24 protein-coding genes are annotated in these 22,843 nt (G+C 65.1%); 22 read left to right on the forward strand and 2 right to left on the reverse strand.

What is annotated here, in order from left to right; all coding sequences use genetic code 11:
- Nucleotides 1-29: 29 nt before the first annotated feature.
- The 21 genes from BDOA9_RS12680 (at nt 30) to BDOA9_RS12780 (ending at nt 19,311) form a co-directional block, all read left to right on the forward strand.
- Nucleotides 30-938: a flagellin N-terminal helical domain-containing protein gene (locus tag BDOA9_RS12680; protein WP_025034309.1), complete on the forward strand. Its 909-nt coding sequence runs from the start codon at nt 30-32 to the stop codon at nt 936-938.
- A gap of 265 nt (nt 939-1,203) precedes the next feature.
- The gene (locus tag BDOA9_RS12685; protein WP_025034310.1) at nt 1,204-2,118 is read left to right on the forward strand and encodes a flagellin N-terminal helical domain-containing protein; all 915 of its coding nucleotides are present in this window, start codon (nt 1,204-1,206) and stop codon (nt 2,116-2,118) included.
- A gap of 303 nt (nt 2,119-2,421) precedes the next feature.
- Complete coding sequence (gene fliF / locus BDOA9_RS12690) at nt 2,422-4,047, forward strand: flagellar basal-body MS-ring/collar protein FliF (protein WP_025034311.1); 1,626 nt, start codon at nt 2,422-2,424, stop codon at nt 4,045-4,047.
- On the forward strand, nt 4,044-4,724 hold the full coding sequence (locus BDOA9_RS12695) for a hypothetical protein (RefSeq protein ID WP_025034312.1): 681 nt from the start codon (nt 4,044-4,046) through the stop codon (nt 4,722-4,724). The genes fliF and BDOA9_RS12695 overlap by 4 nt, the downstream gene beginning before the upstream one ends.
- Before the next feature lie 6 nt (nt 4,725-4,730).
- Nucleotides 4,731-6,047 (forward strand): MotB family protein, encoded by a 1,317-nt coding sequence (locus BDOA9_RS12700; protein ID WP_025034313.1) that lies wholly within the window; start codon nt 4,731-4,733, stop codon nt 6,045-6,047.
- Complete coding sequence (locus BDOA9_RS12705) at nt 6,044-7,219, forward strand: chemotaxis protein (RefSeq protein ID WP_025034314.1); 1,176 nt, start codon at nt 6,044-6,046, stop codon at nt 7,217-7,219. The genes BDOA9_RS12700 and BDOA9_RS12705 overlap by 4 nt, the downstream gene beginning before the upstream one ends.
- Nucleotides 7,216-8,559: a flagellar hook-length control protein FliK gene (gene fliK / locus BDOA9_RS12710; protein ID WP_025034315.1), complete on the forward strand. Its 1,344-nt coding sequence runs from the start codon at nt 7,216-7,218 to the stop codon at nt 8,557-8,559. The genes BDOA9_RS12705 and fliK overlap by 4 nt, the downstream gene beginning before the upstream one ends.
- A complete protein-coding gene (locus BDOA9_RS12715) occupies nt 8,510-9,091 on the forward strand; it encodes a transglycosylase SLT domain-containing protein (RefSeq protein WP_025034316.1) in 582 nt (193 codons plus the stop codon). Before fliK ends, BDOA9_RS12715 begins: the two co-directional genes overlap by 50 nt.
- A 107-nt stretch (nt 9,092-9,198) precedes the next feature.
- A complete protein-coding gene (locus tag BDOA9_RS12720; RefSeq protein ID WP_025034317.1) occupies nt 9,199-10,431 on the forward strand; it encodes a flagellar hook protein FlgE in 1,233 nt (410 codons plus the stop codon).
- 34 nt (nt 10,432-10,465) lie between these two features.
- Nucleotides 10,466-11,941 (forward strand): flagellar hook-associated protein FlgK, encoded by a 1,476-nt coding sequence (gene flgK, locus BDOA9_RS12725; RefSeq protein WP_025034318.1) that lies wholly within the window; start codon nt 10,466-10,468, stop codon nt 11,939-11,941.
- Between the two features lie 3 nt (nt 11,942-11,944).
- Nucleotides 11,945-12,991 carry a flagellar hook-associated family protein gene (locus BDOA9_RS12730; protein WP_025034319.1) on the forward strand — a complete coding sequence of 349 codons (1,047 nt, stop codon included), beginning with the start codon at nt 11,945-11,947 and terminating at the stop codon, nt 12,989-12,991.
- Nucleotides 12,992-13,057: 66 nt separating this feature from the next.
- A complete protein-coding gene (flaF, locus tag BDOA9_RS12735; RefSeq protein ID WP_025034320.1) occupies nt 13,058-13,402 on the forward strand; it encodes a flagellar biosynthesis regulator FlaF in 345 nt (114 codons plus the stop codon).
- On the forward strand, nt 13,402-13,812 hold the full coding sequence (gene flbT, locus BDOA9_RS12740; protein WP_025034321.1) for a flagellar biosynthesis repressor FlbT: 411 nt from the start codon (nt 13,402-13,404) through the stop codon (nt 13,810-13,812). Before flaF ends, flbT begins: the two co-directional genes overlap by 1 nt.
- 14 nt (nt 13,813-13,826) lie before the next feature.
- Nucleotides 13,827-14,246 (forward strand): flagellar hook assembly protein FlgD, encoded by a 420-nt coding sequence (gene flgD, locus BDOA9_RS12745; protein WP_025034322.1) that lies wholly within the window; start codon nt 13,827-13,829, stop codon nt 14,244-14,246.
- Complete coding sequence (gene fliQ, locus BDOA9_RS12750; protein WP_025034323.1) at nt 14,243-14,509, forward strand: flagellar biosynthesis protein FliQ; 267 nt, start codon at nt 14,243-14,245, stop codon at nt 14,507-14,509. The genes flgD and fliQ overlap by 4 nt, the downstream gene beginning before the upstream one ends.
- A 77-nt stretch (nt 14,510-14,586) precedes the next feature.
- Nucleotides 14,587-16,668: a flagellar biosynthesis protein FlhA gene (gene flhA / locus BDOA9_RS12755; RefSeq protein ID WP_025034324.1), complete on the forward strand. Its 2,082-nt coding sequence runs from the start codon at nt 14,587-14,589 to the stop codon at nt 16,666-16,668.
- On the forward strand, nt 16,665-17,417 hold the full coding sequence (gene fliR / locus BDOA9_RS12760) for a flagellar biosynthesis protein FliR (RefSeq protein WP_025034325.1): 753 nt from the start codon (nt 16,665-16,667) through the stop codon (nt 17,415-17,417). Before flhA ends, fliR begins: the two co-directional genes overlap by 4 nt.
- A gap of 7 nt (nt 17,418-17,424) precedes the next feature.
- Entirely contained in the window at nt 17,425-17,844 is a 420-nt protein-coding gene (locus tag BDOA9_RS12765) for a hypothetical protein (RefSeq protein WP_025034326.1), read from the forward strand.
- On the forward strand, nt 17,841-18,305 hold the full coding sequence (locus BDOA9_RS12770; RefSeq protein WP_025034327.1) for a rod-binding protein: 465 nt from the start codon (nt 17,841-17,843) through the stop codon (nt 18,303-18,305). Before BDOA9_RS12765 ends, BDOA9_RS12770 begins: the two co-directional genes overlap by 4 nt.
- A gap of 38 nt (nt 18,306-18,343) precedes the next feature.
- Entirely contained in the window at nt 18,344-18,856 is a 513-nt protein-coding gene (locus tag BDOA9_RS12775) for a flagellar biosynthesis protein FlgN (RefSeq protein ID WP_025034328.1), read from the forward strand.
- Nucleotides 18,853-19,311, forward strand: a complete 459-nt coding sequence (locus BDOA9_RS12780) for a hypothetical protein (RefSeq protein ID WP_025034329.1) — start codon at nt 18,853-18,855, stop codon at nt 19,309-19,311. Before BDOA9_RS12775 ends, BDOA9_RS12780 begins: the two co-directional genes overlap by 4 nt.
- Nucleotides 19,312-19,538: 227 nt before the next feature.
- Here the strand turns inward: BDOA9_RS12780 and BDOA9_RS12785 are convergent, their stop codons facing one another.
- On the reverse strand, nt 19,539-20,309 hold the full coding sequence (locus tag BDOA9_RS12785) for a response regulator transcription factor (RefSeq protein WP_025034330.1): 771 nt from the start codon (nt 20,307-20,309) through the stop codon (nt 19,539-19,541).
- Between the two features lie 818 nt (nt 20,310-21,127).
- Here BDOA9_RS12785 and BDOA9_RS12790 point away from each other — a divergent pair.
- Nucleotides 21,128-22,078 (forward strand): hypothetical protein, encoded by a 951-nt coding sequence (locus tag BDOA9_RS12790; protein WP_025034331.1) that lies wholly within the window; start codon nt 21,128-21,130, stop codon nt 22,076-22,078.
- Between the two features lie 12 nt (nt 22,079-22,090).
- Here the strand turns inward: BDOA9_RS12790 and BDOA9_RS12795 are convergent, their stop codons facing one another.
- Nucleotides 22,091-22,669 (reverse strand): MarR family winged helix-turn-helix transcriptional regulator, encoded by a 579-nt coding sequence (locus tag BDOA9_RS12795; RefSeq protein WP_025034332.1) that lies wholly within the window; start codon nt 22,667-22,669, stop codon nt 22,091-22,093.
- Between the last annotated feature and the right edge of the window lie 174 nt (nt 22,670-22,843).

Genomic DNA, 22,843 nt, shown 5'->3' on the forward strand with positions numbered 1-22,843 from the left:
GTATCGCGTACAAAAAAGGGACATTCGCAATGTCAAGCCTGCTTACGAACTCGACCGCCATGACCGCACTCCAGACCCTGCGGTCTGTGGGTTCGCAACTCTCCACCACGCAGAACCGGATCTCCACCGGTCAGCGCGTGGCCACCGCTTCGGACAACGCCGCCTATTGGTCGATCGCCACCTCGATGCGCGCCGACAACGCCGCGCTCTCCGCCGTCTCCGACTCGCTCGGTCTGTCGGCTGCGACCGTCGATACCGAATATACCGCGCTGACCACGGTCATCGGTGACAAGGAGTCCGGCCTGACCAAGCTCCAGTCGCTGCTGGTCCAGGCGAAGACCGCCGGTATCGACCGCACCAAGATCCAGGCGGACGTCACCCAGATCCAGCAACAGATGAAGAGCACGGCGAATGCCGCGACCTTCAACGGCATCAACTGGTTGAGCACGACGACCGGCACCACGCCGACGAGCTTCAGCCTGGTGTCGTCGTATTCTCGCGTCGGCGGCACGCCCACCATCGGCTCCATCACCGTGACGACCGCCAACTACACGCTCTACTCCACGACGCAGACCGGTATCCTGGACACCGTGGCCGGCAGCGCCTCGGTCGACACGATCAACATCGCCGCGCTGACCGACTCGGCCGCCGATCAGACCACGCTCGATGGCTACATCGCGCAGGTCACGACCGCCATCAACTCGGTGGCCGCGTCCGCCGCCAATCTCGGTGCCGTCAAGAACCGTATTTCGACCAACACGGAGTTCGTGAAGTCGCTGATGGACTCGGTTGACCGCGGTGTCGGCCAGCTCGTCGACGCGGACATGAATGCGGAATCCACCCGCCTTGCCGCGCTGCAGGTTCAGCAGCAACTCGGCGTTCAGGCGCTCTCGATCGCCAACAACAGCAGCCAGAGCATCCTGTCGCTGTTCCGCTAAGGCTTCGATCATCGGGGGGGCCGCGCTTCTCGCAAAGCGCGGCCCTTTTGCTTGGCGCGACCACGCACCCAGTTTCCGCTGCCTGTTGCGGCGGAAACACAGAGCCACAAGCCCCGCACAAGCTTCGCTCGTTAACCTCGCCGCTACGACAGATTGGGCCTTGAACCCGCGTTTGCGGCACGCCCAAAGGCATGACGCCGCCCTGTCGTACCGGTGCAAGCCCGGTATGTCCCCAACTCAAGTCAATCTTCAAAGGGACATCAAAATGGGTTCTAGCCTTCTCACCAACTCCTCCGCCATGACCGCGCTCCAGACCCTGCGGTCTGTCAGCGCGCAACTCGCCACCACGCAGAACCGGATCTCCACCGGTCAGCGCGTGTCCACCGCTTCGGACAACGCCGCCTATTGGTCGATCGCGACCTCGATGCGCTCCGACAACGCTGCGCTGTCGGCGGTCTCGGACTCGCTCGGCCTGTCGGCCGCGACCGTCGACACCGAATATACCGCTCTGACTTCGGTGATCGGCGACAAGGAATCCGGCCTGACCAAGCTCCAGGCGCTGCTGGTCCAGTCCAAGACCGCCGGTATCGACCGCACCAAGATCCAGGCCGACATCACCCAGATCCAGCAGGACATGAAGCTGAAGGCCAACTCGGCGACCTTCAACGGCATCAACTGGCTGAGCACCACGACGGGCACCACACCGACGAGCTTCAACCTGGTGTCGTCCTACTCGCGTGTCGGCGGCACGCCGACCATCGGCTCGATCACGGTGACGACCGCCAATTACACGCTCTACTCGACCACGCAGACCGGCATCCTGGACACCGTGGCCGGCAGCGCCTCGGTCGACACGATCAACATCTCCGCGCTGACCGACTCGGCGGCCGACCAGACCACGCTCGATGCCTACATCGCGCAGGTCACCGCGGCGATCAACTCGGTGGCTTCGGCCGCTGCCGATCTCGGTGCGGTCAAGAACCGCATCTCGACCAACTCGGAGTTCGTCAAGACCCTGATGGACTCCGTGGATCGCGGTGTCGGCCAGCTCGTCGACGCGGACATGAACGCGGAATCGACCCGCCTTCAGGCCCTGCAGACCCAGCAACAGCTCGGCGTTCAGGCGCTCTCGATCGCCAACCAGAACAGCCAGAGCATCCTGTCGCTGTTCCGCGGCTAAGCGGCGCTTTCGAAAACGACCGTGCTCCCTCAGGGAGCACGGTCCCCGCCGTGATGGTGGGCACGCCGACGCGCGATGTGCCGGCAATCGATCTCCCGACGCCAGACGTCTTGCGACACGTCGCAGCCGCTCGGGCTGCCGCGCGCCCGAGCGCTCGCTCGTGGCCGCCCAACCGATTGCGCCACCCCGTCTGGTAAAATTGCAACGCCTCGCCAGCGAACTGACACATTCGCGGTCCCGCGCAACCTTCAGACAAGGTTGGCAGCTGAGTGTCCTTAACCATTCGCATTGGTACGAGGTCATATGCTCAGTCGTGCGCAGATACAGCAACTGCTCAACAATCTGCTGGAGCTTGGGCCGCGGCGCCTGATGGCCTTGGGACTGATCGGCTTTGCGGTTCTCGTCACCGTCGTCGGCGGCGCCTATTATCTCAGCCGGCCCGAGTTCGAAACGCTCTACACCGGCCTCACCCGCGAAGACGTGACGCGCATCGGCGCGGCACTGCGCGAGCAGAACATCACCTTCGACGTCAATTCTGCCGGCGATGCGGTCTCGGTGCGCCCGAGCCAGACCATGCAGGCGCGGATGCTGCTGGCCGAGAAGGGGCTGCCGACCAGCGCCAATTCCGGTTACGAGCTGTTCGACAAGATCGGCTCGCTCGGGCTGACCTCGTTCATGCAGGAGGTCACCAAGCTGCGCGCGCTCGAGGGCGAGATCGCCCGCACCGTCCAGCTGATGAAGGGCGTGAAAGCGGCGCGCGTGCACATCGTGCTGCCGGTGCGCGGCTCGTTCCGCGCGACGCAGCAGCCGCCTTCGGCGTCGGTCGTGCTGCGCACCGACGGCGCGATCGAGGCGCGCACGGCGCAGTCGATCCGGCATCTCGTCGCCGCCGCCATCCCCGGCATGAGCCGGGACAAGGTGACGGTGCTCGATGCCGACGGCTCGATGCTGCTCGCCGAGGAGGACGAGGCCAGCGCCGCGCCGACCAAGATGGCGAGCCTGCAGAAGACGGTCAGCGGCATGGTGCAGGAGAGCATCCGCAAGGCGCTGACGCCGTATCTCGGTCTCGACAATTTCGAGGTGAGCGTCGCCCCGCAGCTGTCCACCGACAAGCGGCAGATCAACGAGACGGTCTACGATCCCGAGAACCGCGCCGAGCGCTCGGTGCGGAACGTGCGCGAGAAGGAATCCTCGCAGAACGCCGACCGTTCGTCGCCGACCACGGTGCAGCAGAACCTTCCTGACCAGCAGGTGAATGCGGGCGGCGGCAAGAACTCCAGCGAGGACAAGACCCGCCGTGAGGACGTCACCAATTTCGAGGTCTCGTCCAAGACCACGACGACGGTGAGCGACGGCTATTCGGTCAGGAAGCTGTTCATCGCCGTCCTGGTGAACCGCGTGCGGCTGGTCGCCGATCTCGGCGACAAGAGCAACCAGGCCATCATCGACAGCAAGCTCGCCGAGATCAGCCAGCTCGCGGCGACGGCGGGCGGACTGGACAAGGCTCGCGGCGATCAGATCCAGGTGACGGCCGTCGACTTCATCGAGGGGTCGCGTGAGCTGGCGCCGGTGCCGCCGATCAGCTTCGTCGAGATGATCAACAAGCAGCTCGGCAGCGTCATCAACGCGATCACGATCCTGGCCGTGGCTTCGATGCTGGTCTGGTTCGGGCTGCGGCCGGCGGTCAACGGCATTCTGACCCATCGCGCGGAACAGGAGCAGGCGGAGGCGGCCGAGGCCGCCCAGCTCGAGGCCGCGGCGGCCCTTGCGCTGCCCGACGGCGAGGAGGCCGAGCTCAACCTCGTCGAAGACCTCGAAGGCAAGATGCAGCGAACGCCGCAGAAGCGGCTGGAGCAGATCGTCCGGCTCGATCAGATGCAGGCGGCGGCGATCCTTAAAGACTGGATGCGACGCGAGGAGGCGGCTTGAACGCGGCAATCGGAAAACTCCTGACGCAGTTCGATGCGAATGGCCGGGTCAAGTCGGCGCCGCCGCCACCGCCGAAAATCCAGGACGTGCTGACCCGGCCGAAGGAGGCGAGGCGCGATCCGCAGCCTCAACCGCAGCCCCAGACGCAGCATCAGTCGCCGTCGCCGGCGACCGAAGCGCCGCCGGTCAATCTCCTGGACGATGCCTGGCGGCGCGGCCATGCGGCGGGCGTCGCGGAAGCCGACGCCAAACTGGCCGAGGAGCGCGTCCGCAGCGCGATCCGGCTCGGCGAGGAGCGGGCCAAATGGTCGGACCAGCAGGCGGTCGCGATCGTCAGCGGTTTCGAGGCGGCCTGCCGCGAGATCGAGACCAACATCGCAAGCTCCGTGGCGCGGATCCTGCTGCCGTTTCTCACCGAGGCGGTGCGCGACAAGGCGATCGGATCGCTGGTCGAGCAGATCGCGGCGCTGACCGGCAGCTCGTCGGCGCCGGCCTTCAAGGTCACCGGCCCGAGCGAGCTGCTGGACCTCGTCAAGACGCAGCTCGAGGCATCCAGGCGAACGGGCATTGCATACGAGGCCGCCGAGACGCTCGAGGTCCGCGTCGTGGCCGACCAGACCGTGATCGAGACGCAGATCACGGCCTGGAGTGAACGCCTCAAGGAAGCGCGCCGGTAGTCCGCCATGGAGGAGGTCAAGCATGAGATCGTGATCGTCCGCCGGCGCAGCGCCTTCGCCGAGGAGGCGCATCACGGCGGCGTCTGGAAGATCGCCTATGCGGACTTCATGACCGCGATGATGGCGTTCTTCCTGGTCATGTGGCTTCTCAATGCGCTCAACCAGGATCAAAAGCAGGTCGTCGCGAGCTATTTCAACCCGATCCAGCTCGCGGAAAATGCCCCCGCGCCGAAGGGCCTGAAGAATCTCTCCAAGAAGGAGCCGACGTCGTTCGAAGGTCAGGACGGCAAGCGCCAGCCGGCTGGCTCGAACGAAGAACGTCGTGGTGACTCGCCGACGGTCGAGAAGCCGGCCTCCTTCGAAGAGAAGGTCCTGTTCCGCGATCCCTATGCGACCCTCGCCGAGATCGCCAACAGCGCGAACCAGTCCACGGGCCAGCGTCGCGCCGGCGCTCTGACCTCCGCCGAAGAGGACGGCCTCAAGGGGGGCGATGCCTATCGCGATCCCTTCGACCCCGGCTATTGGAAGCTGGCGCCGCAGGCGTCCAAGGACGCCGATCGCTTCATCGAGAGCGAGCCGAAGCCGAATGCCTCCGCGCGAGACGGCGCAGCCGCCGGAGCAAATCCGGGCGAGGTGCAGGCGCGCCGGACCAGAACGGATGATGCCGGCGGCAGCGTGGCTCCAACCCCGGAGAACTCTTCCGCAAGCCTGTCGCCTCTGCTGCCGCCGGGGCCCGCAGCGACGCAGTCGGCACGCGAGGGCAGCGCTCAAGCTGGCGTTCAGGCGAGCGCGGCCCCGCAGGCCCGTCTCAACGATACGGCGAAGGAAACCGAAGCGCGCGAGGTGGCGCAAACGCAGCAGCCGACCCTCAAGCAGCTTCAATCCGCGATCGCGGAGGCGCTGTCGGATATCAAAGCCGGGGCGGGGCCGGCGGCCGAGGTGCGCCAAGTCGAGGAAGGGCTCCTGGTCAGCCTGACCGACGATGCGAGCTTCGGCATGTTCGCGGTCGGCTCGGCCGAGCCACGGCCCGAGCTGATCCGCGTGATCGACAAGATCGGGCCGCTGCTGATGAAGCGCCAGGGCGTGATCATCGTCCGCGGCCATACCGACAATCGGCCGTATCGGTCGGAGAATTACGACAATTGGCGGCTGTCGACTGCTCGTGCGCAGATGGCCTATTACATGCTGGTTCGCTCCGGTGTCGATGCGCGGCGGATCGAGCATATCGAAGGTTACGCCGATCGGCGGCTGAAGCTTCCGAACGACCCCGCGGCCGCCCAGAACCGCCGGATCGAGATCCTGATCCGGGAGAAGCGCCCGTGATCAGGCTGCTGCGCCGCGCCGCCTTGCTGCTGCCGTTCATGGCGGCAAATGCGCTTGCCCAGCCTGCGCCCCAGGGAGGCGAACCCTATGAGTTCGTCCGCGGCTTGCAAGCCGTGCAGGACGGCATCGCCAATGGCGACACCGCCGCACATGGCAGTCATATCGCGCTGATCCGGCAGATCGGCGAGAAGTTTCTCGCGGCCGATCCCGCGGTGTGGAGCAATCCACGGAACGGCCAGGCGGTCGTCATCTACCTGCTGAGCGGCGGTGCGCCGCAAATCGTCCGCAAGCTGCCGCTGGACAAGATGAACGTCGACGAGCGGCTGTTCAACGGTGCGCTCGCCTATGTCGAGGGCCGTCAGGAGGAAGCGCGGGAGCTGCTCAAGGAGATCAAACCGCGGACCATTCCCTCAGGATTGGGCGGACAGGTCGCGCTGGTTCAGGGCGCGCTGTTCGCGCGCGCCGAGGCGTCGCTCGCGATCGAGCGTCTGGACGATGCGCGCCTGCTGCTGCCCGGCACGCTGGTCGAGGAAGCGGCGCTGCGGCGCGAGATCCTGCTGGTGGGGCAGGCGGAGGATTTCGAGAAGTTCGAGTTCCTGGCGCTGGCCTATATCCGCCATTACCGCAACTCGATCTATGCCGGCGATTTCTGGCAGCGCTTCTCCGCGGGGCTGACGCAATCGAGCCTGGCGCTCGACGAGCGCCGCTTCGCGCGGATCTCGGCCTTGCTGGAGCAGATCGATCGTGCCAGCCGCCTCAAGCTCTATCTCGTGATCGCGCGCGCCGCGATGGTGCGCGGACGGCTGGCCGTGACCCGGCTGGCCGGCGAGCGGGCATTGACCCTCAGCGCGGATGCATCGGCGGAACGCGAGCGCGCCCATTTCTTCCGCGGCGCCTCGCGCGTGCTCACCGACGAATATGACGGCGGTCTCGCCGAACTGAAGACGCTCGACCGGTCGAAGCTGCCCGAGCGCGACGTCCCCCTTCTCAATGCCGCGGTGCAGCTCGCGCTCGACGTCCGCAAGCCCTTCGCGAGCGGATCCGCCGCGGCGGCGGACAAGCCCCCGGCAACGCCGGCGCGGCTCGATCTGTCGTCATCGATCGCGACGCTCGCACGGGCGCACAAGCAGCTCGGCGAGCTCGAACTCCTGACCAAGGACCGCCGTCCATGACCAAGCTCAGTGGAACCTCAGGCCAGCTCTTCTCGGGTCTCGCCGAGAGCCTCAACGTGCGCGGGTCGCGCTCGGCAAAGGGCGCCGGGACCAAGCCGCAGGCGAACTCGTCCTTCAACGATCTGCTCCACACCGTCTCGAACCTCGCCAAGCAGGCAGTGAGCGAAGACGGCAGCGAGACGGCCGCGAAGACCGGAACGCTGCGCACGCGCCCGATCCATCCGGCCGAGCAGGAAAAGCCGAAGCAGGCGACGCTGCGCCAATCCGTCGAGACCGACGCACATCCAAAGTCCATGGACGAGGCCTCCGACGCCAAGTCCGACAAGCTGGCGGAGAAACAACGTGCTGTCGATCACGTCGCCGGGACAGACCGCCAGGACCAATCCGGCGTTGCTGTCATGGTCAGCCAGGAGATCGCTACCGCGCCTGCCGCGAAGCCGCAGATGCAATTGTCGCCCGCGGGCGAGGACGCGCCCGCGCGCGACGAGCGGTCAACCTCGGCAAAGCACGAAGCTCCGGGCGCGGTGAAGGCGGCGATCGCCGATACCGGTCCATCCGGTCCCGTCCCGGCCGGCGCGCGCTCGCAGGCTGCGGCTTCGCAAGCGATGGCCGCGTCGCAGCCGGCTCTGACGCAAGGCACGGAGCCTTCGAGTGCAATGCCGGCATCGCCTGGCTTCGAGGCTGTCACGGCCGAAGTCGAGCGCGCTGCCAGGGCTTCGGCGCGCGCGGCGCTGCCCGAGACGACCAAGGTCACCGTGGTCCAGCAGGAAACCCATCTGCCACCGGCGCAGTTCAACGCCCCGCAGCAGGTCGCCAATGCCGTCGTCGCCGAGCTGAAGGAGTCCTCGGCACCGGCTGCGTCCGCGGCATCCGATCTCGCGGCATCCCAGACCAACGCACCGGATCAGCCGCTCAGGATCCTGACCGTCAATCTCGAACCGCCCGCGCTCGGCAACGTCACGGTGCGCCTGCGCCTGGTCGGCACCGAAGTGTCCGTTCAGCTCGCGGCCGAGCGCAAGGACACCAGCCAGATGCTCGACCAGCAGCGCGACCAGATCCGCGATCTCATGCAGTCGGCGGGTTATGTCGCGGACGTCGCGCCGGTGCAGCACGGCTCGCTGGATGGATTTCAGAGCGGCTCCGGCCAGTCGCAGCCGCAGCACCCGGCCCAGCAGCAATCCTCGCCGCAGTCGCAAGGCGCATTCGGCGGTGCCGGCACGTCGTCGGGGCAGTCCGACGGCGGCGCGAAACAGGCCCGCCAGGAGCGCCAGTTCACCCAGGAGACGCGTCATGATCAGGACGTGGCGCCGCATCCTCGTCGCGGCCCTGTTTATCTGTAACGCGAGCGCTGCGGAAGCCGCCGCCGAAACTGCGCGCCCCTGCGAGCGCGAGATGGCGCGCGCCGCCCGGCAGCACGGGATTCCGCTCGGCATTCTCTATGCCGTCGGCCTCACCGAGACCGGCCGGCGCGGCGCGCTCCATCCTTACGCGCTCGGGGCCGACGGCCAGACCGTGTTCGCCAAGGACATCAACGATGCGATGGCGAACTTCGAGGCGATGCGCAGCAAAGGCGTCAAGCTGATCGACCTCGGCTGCATGCAGATCAACCATTACTATCACGGCGACAAGTTTGCCTCGGTGCGAGCGATGTTCGATCCTGCCAGGAACGTCGAATATGCTGCGCGCTTCCTGAAAGAGCTGAAGCAGCGCGAGGGCAGCTGGACCATGGCGGTCGCGCGCTACAATGCGGGTCCCAACAATCAGCCTGCGCAGAAGCGCTATGTCTGCCATATCGTTGCGCATCTGGTCTCGAGCGGTTTCGGCGCGTGGACCGACAAGGCGCGCTCGTTCTGCCAGCCCAAGACGAGCTGAAGCAGAGCTGACCGGACCACGACAAGTTGTGCATCGCGCCCCATCATCAGCCCCGCGCAAGCAAGAACCCCCATTGTAGCCGTAACCCTACCGAAGGAGCCCAATTCATGAGCCTGTATGGTGTTATGCGCACCGGCGTTTCCGGGATGAACGCGCAGTCCAACAAGCTGTCGACGGTCTCGGACAACATCGCCAACGTCAACACGACGGGCTACAAGCGGGCTTCGACGGAGTTCTCCTCGCTGATCCTGAAGAGCGGCTCCGGCAACTACGATTCCGGCGCGGTCGAAACCAAGGTCCGATATGCCATCAGCGACGGGGGCAATACGCAGTACACCACGTCGACCACGGACCTCCGCGTCCAGGGCAATGGCTTCTTCGTGGTGTCGAACGCCAACAACACGCAGCAATATCTGACGCGCGCCGGCTCGTTCGTGCCCGACAGCCAGGGCAATCTGGTCAACGGGGCCGGCTTTTATCTTCTGGGCCAGCCCGGCAACGTGACCAACTTCTCGCAGAACAGCCTGTCCGGCATGCAGATCGTCAACATCGCCCAGGTTTCGCAGGTGCCCGTGCCGTCGACGGCGGGGACGCTCACGACCGGCAATCTGGATCCGAAAGCGGCTGTCATTGCTGGCCCGCCCGGCCCGGCGTCATATTCATCGAAGAGCTCGATCGTGGCCTACAACAATATCGGCCAGGCCGTTACGCTCGACGTCTACATGTCCCACACGGCGACGGCTGCCGGCTCGGATACCTGGCAGATCGGGGTCTACGACTCCGCGACGGGCACCTCGCTCGGCGCCGCCACCACTTTCACCTTCGACACCACGGCGGCCGGCAGGGGCGCGCTCGCCGCTGCGAGCCCGACCGGTCTCGCCTTCACCGTCCCCGGAGGTGCGGCGATGACCTTTGACCTGTCGAACTTGACCCAGGTCGGCACCGACTTCAGTTTCAAGGCCACTGTCAATGGCAGCGTTCCCTCGGCCATCGACAAGGTCGATATCGACGATGCCGGCCACGTGACGGCGATCCTCAAGAACGGACAGCAGCTGACGCTCTACACCATCATGCTCGCCGACGTCGCGAGCCCCGACAATCTGACGCCCGAGCCCGGCAACGTCTATTCGACCAACATGAATTCCGGCAACGCGCAGGTCGGAAATGCCGGCACGGGTGGGCTCGGCACGATCCAGTCCAGTGCCCTGGAAGACTCCAACGTCGACCTCGCGGACGAGCTCACCGGCATGATCGAGGCCCAGCGCGGCTTCACGGCGAACTCGAAATCGTTCCAGACCGGCTCGGATCTGCTGGACGTCGTCGTCAACCTGAAGCGCTGAATTCTTCGGCGCTCGTTTCGGGCAAGAGCACTCCATGTCGCTTACCGCCGCTCTCAACTCGGCCCGCTCCTCGCTCATGGCGTCGAGCGTCCAGTCGTCGGTCATCTCGCGCAACATCGCCGGTGCCGGCGCCACCGGCTATTCGCGCAAGCTCACCGTGCTGGACAATCTGCCCGGCGCCGGCGTCTATGTCGCGGCGATCCAGCGCGCCGCCAGCTCGGGCCTCTACAACAACGTCCTGATCGCGACCTCGTCGTCCGCCAAGCAAACCGCGATCTATGAGGGCCTGGAGAAGATCGCCTCCGCGACGGTGGACGATCCGGAGCTCGAGCAGTCGCCGACGGCGCAGCTCAATGCGCTGAAGCAGGCGTTGCAGAAATATGCCAACGCCCCCGACAACACCACGCTGGCGCAGGCGGCCGTCGCGTCCGCCAAGGACATGGCGGCCGCGCTCAACCAGGCGACCCGGACCGTGCAGTCGGTCCGCGAGAGCGCCGATGCCGACATGAAGACGTCGGTTCAGAACATCAACCAGCTGCTCTCCCGGTTCGAGGCCGTCAACACCGCGATCGTGAAGGGCACGATCTCCGGCGACGACATCACCGACTATCTCGACCAGCGCGACAGCATCGTCTCGCAGCTGTCGCAGGAGGTCGGCGTCACCATGTCGATCCGTCCCAACGGCGACGCGGCGCTCTACGCCGACAGCGGCGTCGTGCTGTTCGACAAGGTGGCGCGGACGGTGAGCTTCGCGCCGACGAATGCCTACACCGCCGGCACCACGGGCAATGCCGTTTACATCGACGGCGTCCCGGTGACCGGCGCCAATTCGGTGATGCCGCTGAAATCGGGCAAGCTCGCGGGCCTTGCCCAGCTGCGCGACCAGGACGCCGTCACCTATCAGAGCCAGCTCGACGAAATCGCGCGCGGCCTGATCAATACGTTCAGGGAAAGCGATCAGACCGCCGCAGCGCTGCCCGACGTTCCCGGTCTCTTCACCTATCCGGGCGCTCCCGCGATGCCGGCGAGCGCGACCGTCTCGGTGGGCCTCGCCGGCACGATCTCGATCGCCGCATCGGTCGATCCGACCCTGGGCGGCGACCCGAATCTGCTGCGTGACGGTGCGATCAGCGGCAACCCGGCCTACCGGTACAACACCGCCGGCAACGGCGGCTTTTCGGCCCGATTGCAGCAGCTCATCGGCGGCATGGATGCCTCGCAGCCGTTCGATGCAACGACACAAGGCAAGCCGAGCGGCAGCCTGATCGACTTCGCATCGTCATCGGCGAGCTGGATCGAAAACCAGCGCAAGACCGCCGACGCCAACTCCGAGTACCAGAGTACATTGCTCAACCGCAGCATCACGGCGTTGTCCAATGTCAACGGCGTCAACATGGACGACGAAATGGCGTTGATGCTCCAGGTCGAGCGTACCTATTCGGCCTCGTCGAAGATCATCTCGACGGTCGATGAAATGCTGCAGAGCCTGCTCGCTGCCGTGGGGAATTGAGTCATGATGAGCGCGAACTACGTTTCCACCCTGATGCTGTCCTCGTCGTTGAGGTATTCGATCACGAGCAATCAGGCGGCGCTGAGCAGGGCCACGACGGAGGCGACCACCGGGCGCTTCTACGACGTCGGCCTCGAGCTCGGTGCCACGACGGGAAGCGACCTCACGCTGCGGGCGGACTGGAGCTTTGCCGACCAGCTCGTCGACACCAACGGGCTCGTCGCGGGACGCCTCGACGTGACGCAGAACCGGATCACCCAGCTCAACAAGACTGCGACCGACTTCCTCAAGGATCTGATCGCGGCCCGCAGCACCGACGGCGGCGGGCGGGTCATCCTGCCGCCTGCAGCCTCCAACCTCCAGGATCTGATCGGCGCGTTGAATGTCTCCTATAACGGCTCGTCGCTGTTCTCGGGCATCAACACGCAGAACGCGCCCATCACGCCTTACGCCGCGGGCTCGGCCAGCAAGAACCAGGTCGATGCCGATTTTCTCGGCGCCTTCGGCTTCCCGCAATCCTCACCCGCCGTGGCCACCATTACGCCGGCCCAGATGCAGACGTTCCTGGACACCACCTTCGATGCCGAGTTTGCCAGTCCGGCCTGGAACACCAACTGGTCGTCGGCGACGGACCAGACCATGCAAAGCCGCATCTCCACGACCGAGATCGCGGAAACGTCGGTGAGCGCCAACGAGATCGGCTTCCGCAGGCTAGCCGAGGCCTACACGATGATGGCCGATCTCGGGAACGTCAATCTGAGCCAGGAGACATTCCAGGTCGTCGTGGACAAGGCCATCGGCCTGGTCGGCAACGCCATCAACGACCTCGCTGCGCTCGGCGGCAGCGTCGGCACGGTCCAGCAGCGGGTCACCACCGCAACCACCAAGCTCAAGACGCAGCAGGACATCCTGAACAATCAGATCGTCGGCATGGAAGCGGTCGACCCGACCGAAGCCTCGGTCCGGGTCAACACGCTGCAGACACAGATCCAGACGGCGCTGGCGCTCACCGCGCAGCTCCAGAAGATCAGCCTCATCAATTATCTCTGAGCCGAGGGCGCCTTGAGGCTCGAAACCTTCGTCCAGCTGTTCGGTCTTCTGTGAAGAGTGGTCCTGATGACGTTTGAAGCCTATGAAGCGGTCGTTGACGATAGTGGCTACGAGGCGCGCAGCCGCGAGCGGCAGGCGCTCAGCCTCGGTATCGACCGGCTCGAGCGGATCCAGACGGGTCCTTTCAGTATGGAGGACCTGGTAGAGAGCCTGCTCTATGTGCGACGGCTGTGGACGATCTTCATCGAGGATCTCGCGCACCCCGAGAACGGCCTGCCGGACAAGCTGCGCGCCGACATCATCTCGATCGGCCTGTGGGTGGTCAAGGAAGCCGACCGTCTGCGCGAACAGCGGTCGAGCGACGTTGTCCAGCTCATCGAAATCAACCGCTTGATCCGAGACGCGCTTTAATGAAGATCTCCTTGCGCGCGGGCGAACGGATCTACATCAACGGCGCGGTGCTCCGCGTCGACCGCAAGGTCTCCGTCGAGCTCGTCAACGACGTGATGTTCCTGCTCGAGGGGCAGGTCATGCAGGCCTCCGACGCCACCACGGCGCTGCGGCAGCTCTATTTCATCGTCCAGCTGATGCTGATGAACCCGACCGACGTCCGCGACGCCGCGGCGCTCTACGCGCAGCATCACGCGGCCCTGCGCGCCGTGTGCGAGAACGGCGAGATGCTGGATGGGCTCGGCGCGGTCGACGAGCTGGTCCAGGCGACCCGCTATTTCGAGGCGCTCAAGCGGATCAGGACCCTGTTCCCGGTGGAGCAGGCCATCCTGGCCGGCGCGGCCACCATTACCCCCGTCGAGGCTGCCTGACAGCGGAGAGACAGATGAACGTCACCAGCGCGACCGACAGCACCAGCAGATCCAGCGCGACCGACACCAACTCGACGACGTCGAGCAACAGTGTCGACTACAATACGTTCCTTCAGCTCCTCATCGCCCAGATGAAGAACCAGGATCCGACCAATCCAATGGACACCGCGGAATATATGAGCCAGTTCGCCCAGCTCTCGACGGTCGAGCAGGCAATGCAGACGAATGCGAAGCTGGACGCGCTGCTGTCCTCGCAGTCCCTGTCGCAGGCGAACGGGCTGATCGGGAAGACGGTCAGCTTCACCGATTCGACCGGCGCGAGCTTCTCCGGCAAGGTCGTCTCGGTCTCCATCAACAGCGATGGCTCGATCGCGACCCTTCAGGACGGCACCAAGGTCGCGGTCGGACCGGGACTCACGATCAGTCAGTCATGAACGAGCGGGACGCCCTCGATATCGTCCAGGCGGCGATCTGGACCATCATCGTCGCCTCCGGGCCCGCGGTCGGCGCGGCCATGCTGGTCGGCACCGTCATCGCGCTGATCCAGGCGCTGACCCAGATCCAGGAGGTGACGCTGACCTTCGTTCCGAAGATCATCGTCATTCTCCTGGTCGTTGCCGTCTCCGGCTCCTTCATCGGCGCGCATCTGTCGACCTTCACCGAGATGGTCTATTCCAGGATCGAGCGCGGCTTCTGATCCGGACAGCGACCTGCCACCATCCCCGCGTAAGCTTTGCGCGGCAGATTACGGGCGGACCCCTCTGCCGGTGACCCATGGCCGATACGTTAGCTGCCAGCCTGCCCAATCCGCGCCGCCTCGGAACGGATGCCTTTTTCGCCGCCGGCATCGTGACCATGCTCACGATCCTGTTCCTGCCGATTCCCCCGATCCTGATCGATCTCGGCCTCGCCTTCTCGATCGCACTGTCGGCATTGATCCTGATGGTCGCGCTGTGGATTCAGCGGCCGCTCGATTTCTCGGCCTTCCCGACCGTGCTGCTGATCGCGACGATCCTGCGCCTGGCACTGAACATCGCGACGACGCGCCTGATCCTGTCGCGGGGCGGAGAGGGTGAACATGCGGCCGGCCACGTCGTCGCCGGCTTCTCGAAGTTCGTGATGGGCGGCGACTTCGTCATCGGTCTCATCATCTTCGCGATCCTGGTGACGGTGAACTTCGTCGTGATCACCAAGGGTGCGACGCGTATCGCCGAAGTCGGCGCACGCTTCACCCTGGACGCCATTCCCGGCAAGCAGATGGCGATCGACGCGGATTTGTCTGCCGGGCTGATCGACGACAAGGAGGCCCAGCGCCGGCGCCGCGAGCTCGAAGAGGAGAGCGCGTTCTTCGGCGCCATGGACGGCGCCTCGAAATTCGTCCGCGGCGACGCCATCGCCGGTCTCATCATCACCGCGATCAACATCTTCGGCGGCATCGTCATCGGCGTCACTCACCACGGATTGACCCTGTCGCGCGCCGCGGACGTCTACACCAAGCTCTCCGTCGGCGATGGCCTGGTGTCGCAGATGCCGGCGCTGATCGTATCGCTGTCGGCGGGCCTCCTGGTCTCCAAGGGCGGCACCAGGGGCTCGGCCGAGCAGGCGGTGCTGCGGCAGCTCGGCGGCTATCCGCGCGCGGTGTCGGCTGCCGCGCTGATGATGTTCGTGCTCGCCTTGATGCCGGGGCTGCCGATGGCGCCGTTCGTGCTGCTCGGGGGCGTCATGGCCTTCGTCGGCTATTCGCTGCCGAGGCGGCAAGCCGCGCTGAAACAGAAGGAGGATGCCCGCAAGGCCGACGAGCGTGCCCAGGCCGAGGCCAAGGAAGCCGTCAAGGAGCAGCTCAAGACCGCCGAGATCGAGCTGGCGCTCGGCGGCCACCTTTCGGTCCACCTGCTGGGATCGCGCACCGAGCTCGGCCACCGCGTCGCCAAGATCCGCAAGAAGTTCGCCAAGCAGTACGGCTTCGTCATTCCGGAGATCAAGCTCACCGACAATCTGTCGATCGACCCCAAGAGCTATCAGATCCGGATTCACGACACGCGCGTGGCCCATGGCGAGCTCAGGCTCGGCGAGGTGCTGGTGCTGGTCGACAAGGACGGCAAGCCCGACGTGCCGGGCGACGAGGTGATCGAGCCTGCGTTCGGCATGAAGGCGCTGTGGGTGACGGAAGCCTTCACCGATGAAGTCAAGCGGCAAGGCTGCAAGCCGGTCGACAATCTGTCGGTGCTGCTCACGCATTTGAGCGAAGTGATCAGGGCGAACCTCGCCCAGCTGCTGTCCTACAAGGACATGCGTGCTCTGCTCGACCGGCTCGATCCCGAATACAAGCGCCTGGTCGAGGATCTCTGTCCGTCGCAGATCTCCTATTCGGGCCTGCTGGCGATCCTGAAGATCCTGCTGGCCGAGCGGGTGTCGATCCGCAACCTCCATTTGATCCTCGAGGCGATCGCCGAGATCGCGCCCCATGTGCGGCGCTCCGAGCAGGTGGCGGAGCACGTGCGGACCCGGCTTGCCCAGCAGATCTGCGGCGATCTCTCCGACAATGGCGTGCTCAACGTGGTCCGTCTCGGCAACCGTTGGGACCTCGCTTTCCACCAGAGCCTGAAGCGCGACGCCAAGGGCGACGTCGTCGAGTTCGACGCCGACCCGCGCCTGATCGAGCAGTTCGCGACCGAAGCCAGCGCCACGATCCGGAAATTCACCGAGAGCGGCACCAGCGTGGTGCTGGCAGTGACGCCGGAAGCGCGCCCCTATGTCCGGATGATCCTGGAGCGGGTGTTCCCGACACTGCCGATCCTGTCGCATGTCGAGGTCGCGCGCAGCGCCGAGATCAGGGCGCTCGGAGCCATATCGTGATCTCCGGTCTTGCCGACAGCGTGCTGGTGACGTTCATCGTGTTTTGCCGCATCGGCGCCTGCCTGGTGCTGGTGCCCGGTTATTCCAGCGTCAACGTTCCGCCCCAGGTGCGCCTGTTCGTCGCGCTGGTCACGACGTTTGCGCTGACGCCGATCCTGATCGCGGTCCTGAAGCCGCTCACGGACAATGCGGCACCGCTGACGCTGGCACTCCTGATCTGCTCCGAGCTCGTGGTCGGCAGCGTCATCGGGCTCGGCGGGCGCGTGTTCTTCCTCGCCCTCCAGACCATGGCGACCATGATCGCGGGCGCAATCGGCCTGAGCAACATCCCGGGCACGCCGGTCGCCGACACCGATCCGGCGCCGGCCCTGGTGCCGCTGATCATGGCGGCCGTCACCACGCTATTCTTCATGACCGACCAGCACTGGCAGGTACTGCGGGGGCTGATGAACTCCTATGACGTCTGGAAGCCCGGCAGCAGGCTGGGCGGCAGCGTCGCGCTCGACCTGCTCGTCGGCCGCCTTTCGGAAGCGTTCGTGCTGACGTTGCGGATCTCGAGCCCTTTCATCGTCTATTCGGTCATCGTCAACCTGGCGGTCGGCCTGATCAACAAGCTGACGCCGGCCGTTCCGGTCTATTTCATCTCGGTGCCCTTCGTCCTGTTCGGCGGCTTCCTGCTGCTCTACCTCACCAGCGACGAGCTGCTGACGCAGTTCATGCTGGGCGTCTCGTCGTGGCTGGCGGAGTGACCCTGTCATGACGTCGCGCGCGGACAAGCTCGGCCGGATGGTCTCGCTGGTGAAGCTGCAGCTCCGGCTCTCAGAATGGCAGCTCGCACAATTGCGGCAGCAGGAGCGCGTTCTGCAGGACGAGCAGGAATGGCTGGTCGGGGCTCTGAACGATGGACAGCCGCCGGCGGGATCGTCGAGCGAATCGATCGCGCGGCGTCTCAACAGGACGAGCGTCGGCGCCCGCGCGGTGCAGGCTGAGGCCGCGCAGCAGCTCGACCAGGTTCGCCGGGAGACCCGCCGCGTCAAACAGCTCGAGGAGGTCGCCAAGGCCGCGCTCGCCGACAAGCTTCGCGAGGCCGAGAAGCGCTCGCTCGAGGACATGACGGGCACGACCCTTATCGCGCAAGCCTGGACGCCACAGTCAGCCAACCGGAACAAGACATGATCGTGACAGCGACGCCCGACCTCGTCCTCGACGTCCTCGAAGCCGCGGATCCCGTGGCGCAGCGCGCCGCGACCGCGAAGCTCGACGCGCTGAAATCATCGGACGCCGATTTCGCCGCCACGATGGAGGCGACGGCGAGCTCCGATCAGGCCGCCGCGAAAACCGCCGAAGCTCAGTCGGGTGCAGTGAACGGGGCGCCGGTGCAGGCGGTCAAGGCGCCGGCATCCGGCGAGGTTTACCGCAAGTTCGAAGCCTTCATCCTCCAGACCTTCGTCGAGACGATGTTGCCGAAGGAGTCGGAGGAGGTCTTCGGCAAGGGCACGGCTGGCGGCGTCTGGAAGTCGATGCTTGCAGAGCAGCTCGGCAACCAGCTGGCAAAGGGCAACGGCGTCGGCATCGCCCGGCAGCTCGCCGCCGCACATCCGGCCGGACCGGACGCTGCGGGGAAGGCCGGATCATGATCGGCGAACGGTGACAGAAGTTGAGAGGTGAATCTGAGATGCAGGCACAAGAAGGCGCGATGGCCGTGGCAATGGACCAGGCGGTCGCGGACACCGAAATGACGACGACGGCAGCCGCAGCGAGCGATGCGCTGCTGCCCGTGCTGCTGTCGATCGGGGGTGGCGAGGCGATGGTCGATGCCGCGGACGCGGTGAGATCGGACGAGATGCGTGGCCTGCTGGCCGCAATCCGCCGGCTCGCGAGTATCGTCGAGGAGGAGACGACCGCGCTCGCGACCGGCCAGAAGATCGATTTCGACGACTTCAGCGCGCGCAAGAGCCGGAGCATGCTCGAGTTCGTCCGCCTGATGCGGGCGCGGATGCACCTCGGCAGCGAGGTCGAGATCACCGAGGAGATTCAGCGGCTGCGCGAGAAGCTCGAGCGGAACCGCTCGATTCTGGAAATGCACTATGACGCGGTCCGCGAGGTCGCGAGCATCATCGTCAAGGCGGTCAAGGACGCCGAGTCCGACGGCACCTATACCGGTCGCACAGCGCAGGACGGAAAATGATCAGGCTGGTGCTGGCCGGGCTCTGGGTATGCATCCTCACGGCGGGCACGAGCTATGCCGTCGCCTATTGGAAGGAGAAGGGCAGCCTGCTGCCGGCGAAGGACGAATATCTCGACGGGCTGCAATATCACAAGACGCGGGCGCTGAGCGTGCCGATGGTCGAGAACGGCAATGTGCAGGGCTACATCGTCGCCCGCTTCGTCTACACCATGGAGGGGCGGACCATGCACCAGCTGAACGTTCCGCCGGAGCCGTTCGTCGTCGACGAGGCCTTCCGCAGGATCTACGCCGACGATCGTCTCGACTTCAGGAAGCTCGCCCGTTACGACCTCGCCATCCTGACGACAGCCATCAAGCAGCGTGTCAACGAACGGATGCAGGGTGACATCGTCCAGGACGTCCTGGTCGAGGACTTCAACTACGTCTCCAAGGAAGAGTTCCAGCAGAAGCCGTAGGGCCTTTCTGCGGTCATCCTTCGATGACGCCGCTACGCGGCTCCTCGGGATGAGGGCGGAATGCGCGGCTCCGATCCAGCGCGCACCGGGGCCGATTAGCTTCATCCTGAGGAGGCGCGTCAGCGCCGTCTCGAAGGACGGGGCGTGCGCTCAGCGCGTCGCTGAAAGCGCAACGGCCTCTGCTGCTCGCAGGGGCCGTTGCCGTTTCGTGGCGATGTCCTGCCCTGTCAGTTGCCGGCTGGGTATGCCGCCGGGGCGGCCTGCGCCCGGTTCAGCAGGATGCCGACATCCTCGAGCTCCTGCACCCGTTCGTCGAGGCTTTCGCCCGCCGGGATGTTGAGGCGGTAGCCCACGTACCGCCTTGCCACGATCGCGTCGAAGCCGAGGCGGTCGCGGAGCTTCTTGCGCAGCTTGCTGACATGGCTCTCGATCACGCTCTCGTCGAAGGTGGACTCGAAGATGCCGTAGACCGCGTTGAAGATCTGCGTCTTGGTGATCCACTTGCCGTGGTTGGCCACCATATATTCGAGAATGCGCAGTTCGCGGCGGGGCAGGGTGAGGGCGTGGCCCGCGATTTCGGGGTCACGGCCGTTGAAGAAGACCTGGATCCTGCTCTCGCAGGGCCTCGGCAGCTCGCCCACCCGGCGGCGCGCGATCGCGGCCGTTCGGGCGAGGATCTCGCGCAGGTGGATCGGCACGTGCACGACGTCGTCCACGCCCGATTCGAACAGCTCCAGCGTGTTCTTGAGCATCTTCTGGCCGCTCATGGCGATGATGGGAGCCGATGAGCGCTTGCGCATTGCCCGCGGCAGGGTTCCGCGGGCATCGCAATCCCCGAGGAGAAAGGCGTCCACCGCCGCCAGATCGGATTCGCTCGCAGATTGCAGCCAGTCCCAGAATTCTCCGGAGGAGAAGCCGATCGACGATACGCCTTCGCGAACGAGCCCTCCGACGTAGCTGTTCGCGACGCTCTCGCGATCATCAACGATAATATACATCAGTCTTTCGCCCCTGTTTCGCACTTGTTGCGGCCGGTTGGTTGTTGTGATGCTCCGGCCCGCAACGATGCTGTTTGACGACATTCCATCCCGCGAACCGTTGTTGTGGTTTCGATATTCGCGGGCAGCCCTACGCGTTCAGTACCTGCGTTTCGCAGGCCTGTGACTTCAACTCGATACTGAAACGCTTACTGCGTGAGGCTCGGCGGGTGTCATACTGATCACCTCGCGGAGCAGATTGAGAAACGACCTAGAACAGTTGCGCCAAGTTGCTCATTGCGTCCGAACACTGCTGAACCGTGTCGATCTCCTCGCCAACTGGCGAGAATCACTTGAGTAGAACCGTAACGATTGCCGATTTCCGATCAAGCGTGCCGAAGAAAGCGATTGCTATACGCGCTTGATGCTGTTGATTCGTTTCGGGTTGTTTCTTGATATATCCAATCGCATCAGTTGATTTTGATTCCGAACTACTTCTGCACCGTGCTGGTTGTATAGTTCCGCATCCCCGTACAATTACAGCTATTTCGGGTGGTGCTCCGGGGCACGCACATTGAGGAGTTTTCAACCCCGGATTGACTCTGGAACTCGCCTTTCCACATGCGGCAGTTCGACTCACGTCTGCGCCGCGACTCCAGTTTGATGAAATCTTGGCGAGTGTGTGTCTTTCGAGTCGCACTATCGCCACGTGTATGGCTTGACCGACTTCATGCGACGTCGCATCGCGCGCGATGAGGGGCTTCGACGCGCACGTTTCAGGCAAGCTTCGGCAGATAACGTCGCCGTTCGACAGACCGAACCGAACGGAGCATTTTCATATGTTGTCCGATGGACAAGCTCGCCCCAACGCGACCGCGAATGCTTCCGCGGCGGCCAAGCCGGCGCCGGAGGCGAGCGATGCAATGGACAACGCGGCGCCAACGGCGAGGCCTGCCGCGAGCGGAAAGCGTGTATCGGCCGCAGCCAGCGACGAGGCTCTCGCAAAGGAAGCACTCGAGGGCTTGAAGCGTATTCGTGCCAAGGCACGCCTCGACAAGATGGCGATTCCGAAACCCGCGCCGGCCGTGATCAAGCCGGCCGTGATCGTTGCGAAGCCGCCGCCGCCCCGTCCGACATGGGTCGTGCCGCTCGCAACGCTGGCGGTCGCTGCCATGTTGGTGGTCTGCGCCTGCACCGGCGTGATCGCCTATCTCACCACCCAGCCCGCGCCGAACAACGCTGCGGCCAATGCGGAGATCAGGATTCTGCGCGAAACCGTCGCGCAACTGCGCAAGCAGGTGTCGGGCGTGTCCGAAAATCTCGACGGCCTGCGCACCGCGGTCGATCAATCCAGCAAGGTCACGAACGATCGCTTCGGCAGGTTTGCCGAGAATCTCGACCGGATCGAGCGGGTGAGCTCGTCCTCGACGGCAAAGCTCGACAAGCTCGCTCAGGTGCAGGCCCAGGCTCCTGCGCCGGCAACGGTGCAAACGCAGCCGGTATCACCGCAAGGGCCGATGATGGCCGCGGTCGCAGCGCCCGAATTCACGGGATCGGTGCCTGCACCCGAGCGTGCGCCTGTGCCGCGCAAGGCAATTAAGGGCTGGTCGGTCCGCCAGGCCTATGAGGGGATCGCGATCCTGCAAGGGCCGAACGGCGTCATCGAGGCCGTGCTGGGACAGCAGGTGCCCGGTCTTGGCCGCATCGAAGAGATCAGGAACGAGAACGGGCGCCTGGTGGTGGAAGCCAGCGGCGGCGTCATCTATTCGTCGCGCAAGGCGACGCCCTGATCGAGCCGCCTTCTATTGGCGGTGATGCTCGAAGCTGGTGCACAGCAGATCGACCTCCGCCTCGGCGATCGGCGCGCGAAACAGGCGGCAGCTGAACTCGACCGTCGTCTTGCTGTCGGCACTGGCGCGATCCTCCCGCAGGAAGATGCACCGCTTGCAGACGTCGGTGTGGTGCCGCTGCTCGGCGGCGTCGGAGTGGTCCAGGACGTGCCGGAACGTGTCGCGAAAGCGGATCTTGACCTCGTCGCCGAGAACGGCAATCGCTTCGAGAAGAACGTTGACGGGATCGCGCACCAGGAACTTCTTGCCCTGCTGGGTCACGCTCAACGTCACCGACCGCTTGTCCGTGGCCGAGCGCTTCCGCTCGAGATAACCGAGCCGCTCGAGCTCGCCGATGATGAACGAGGCGGTGCCGCGCGTGGTGCCGACGTAGCTTGCCAGCGCCGAGGGGGTTCGGGAAAATCGGTTGGCGCGAGAGAGGAAGCGCAGCGCCATCCATTCGCGGTCGCGCAAACCATGCTTGGTGCCTTCGAACCACAGGATGCGTGCGGCCTGCTCCAGCAGTTCGATCGATTCACGAGCCAAATTCATTTCAGTTCCAGGTCGGATAAACGTTTATTCAATTGGGCCTTGGGTAGCGCAATCGGAGCGGACGAGAATGAGACCGGTCGCGCTCCGTCGTCCGTTGCGGGCGAGCATCGCGCGTCGCGGGAAGAAGCCTCTGCGTTTCCGAAGATGGAACTTCCGGCCGTGGAACTAGGGTGT

Source organism: Bradyrhizobium sp. DOA9 (genome assembly GCF_000617845.2).
Taxonomy (GTDB): domain Bacteria; phylum Pseudomonadota; class Alphaproteobacteria; order Rhizobiales; family Xanthobacteraceae; genus Bradyrhizobium.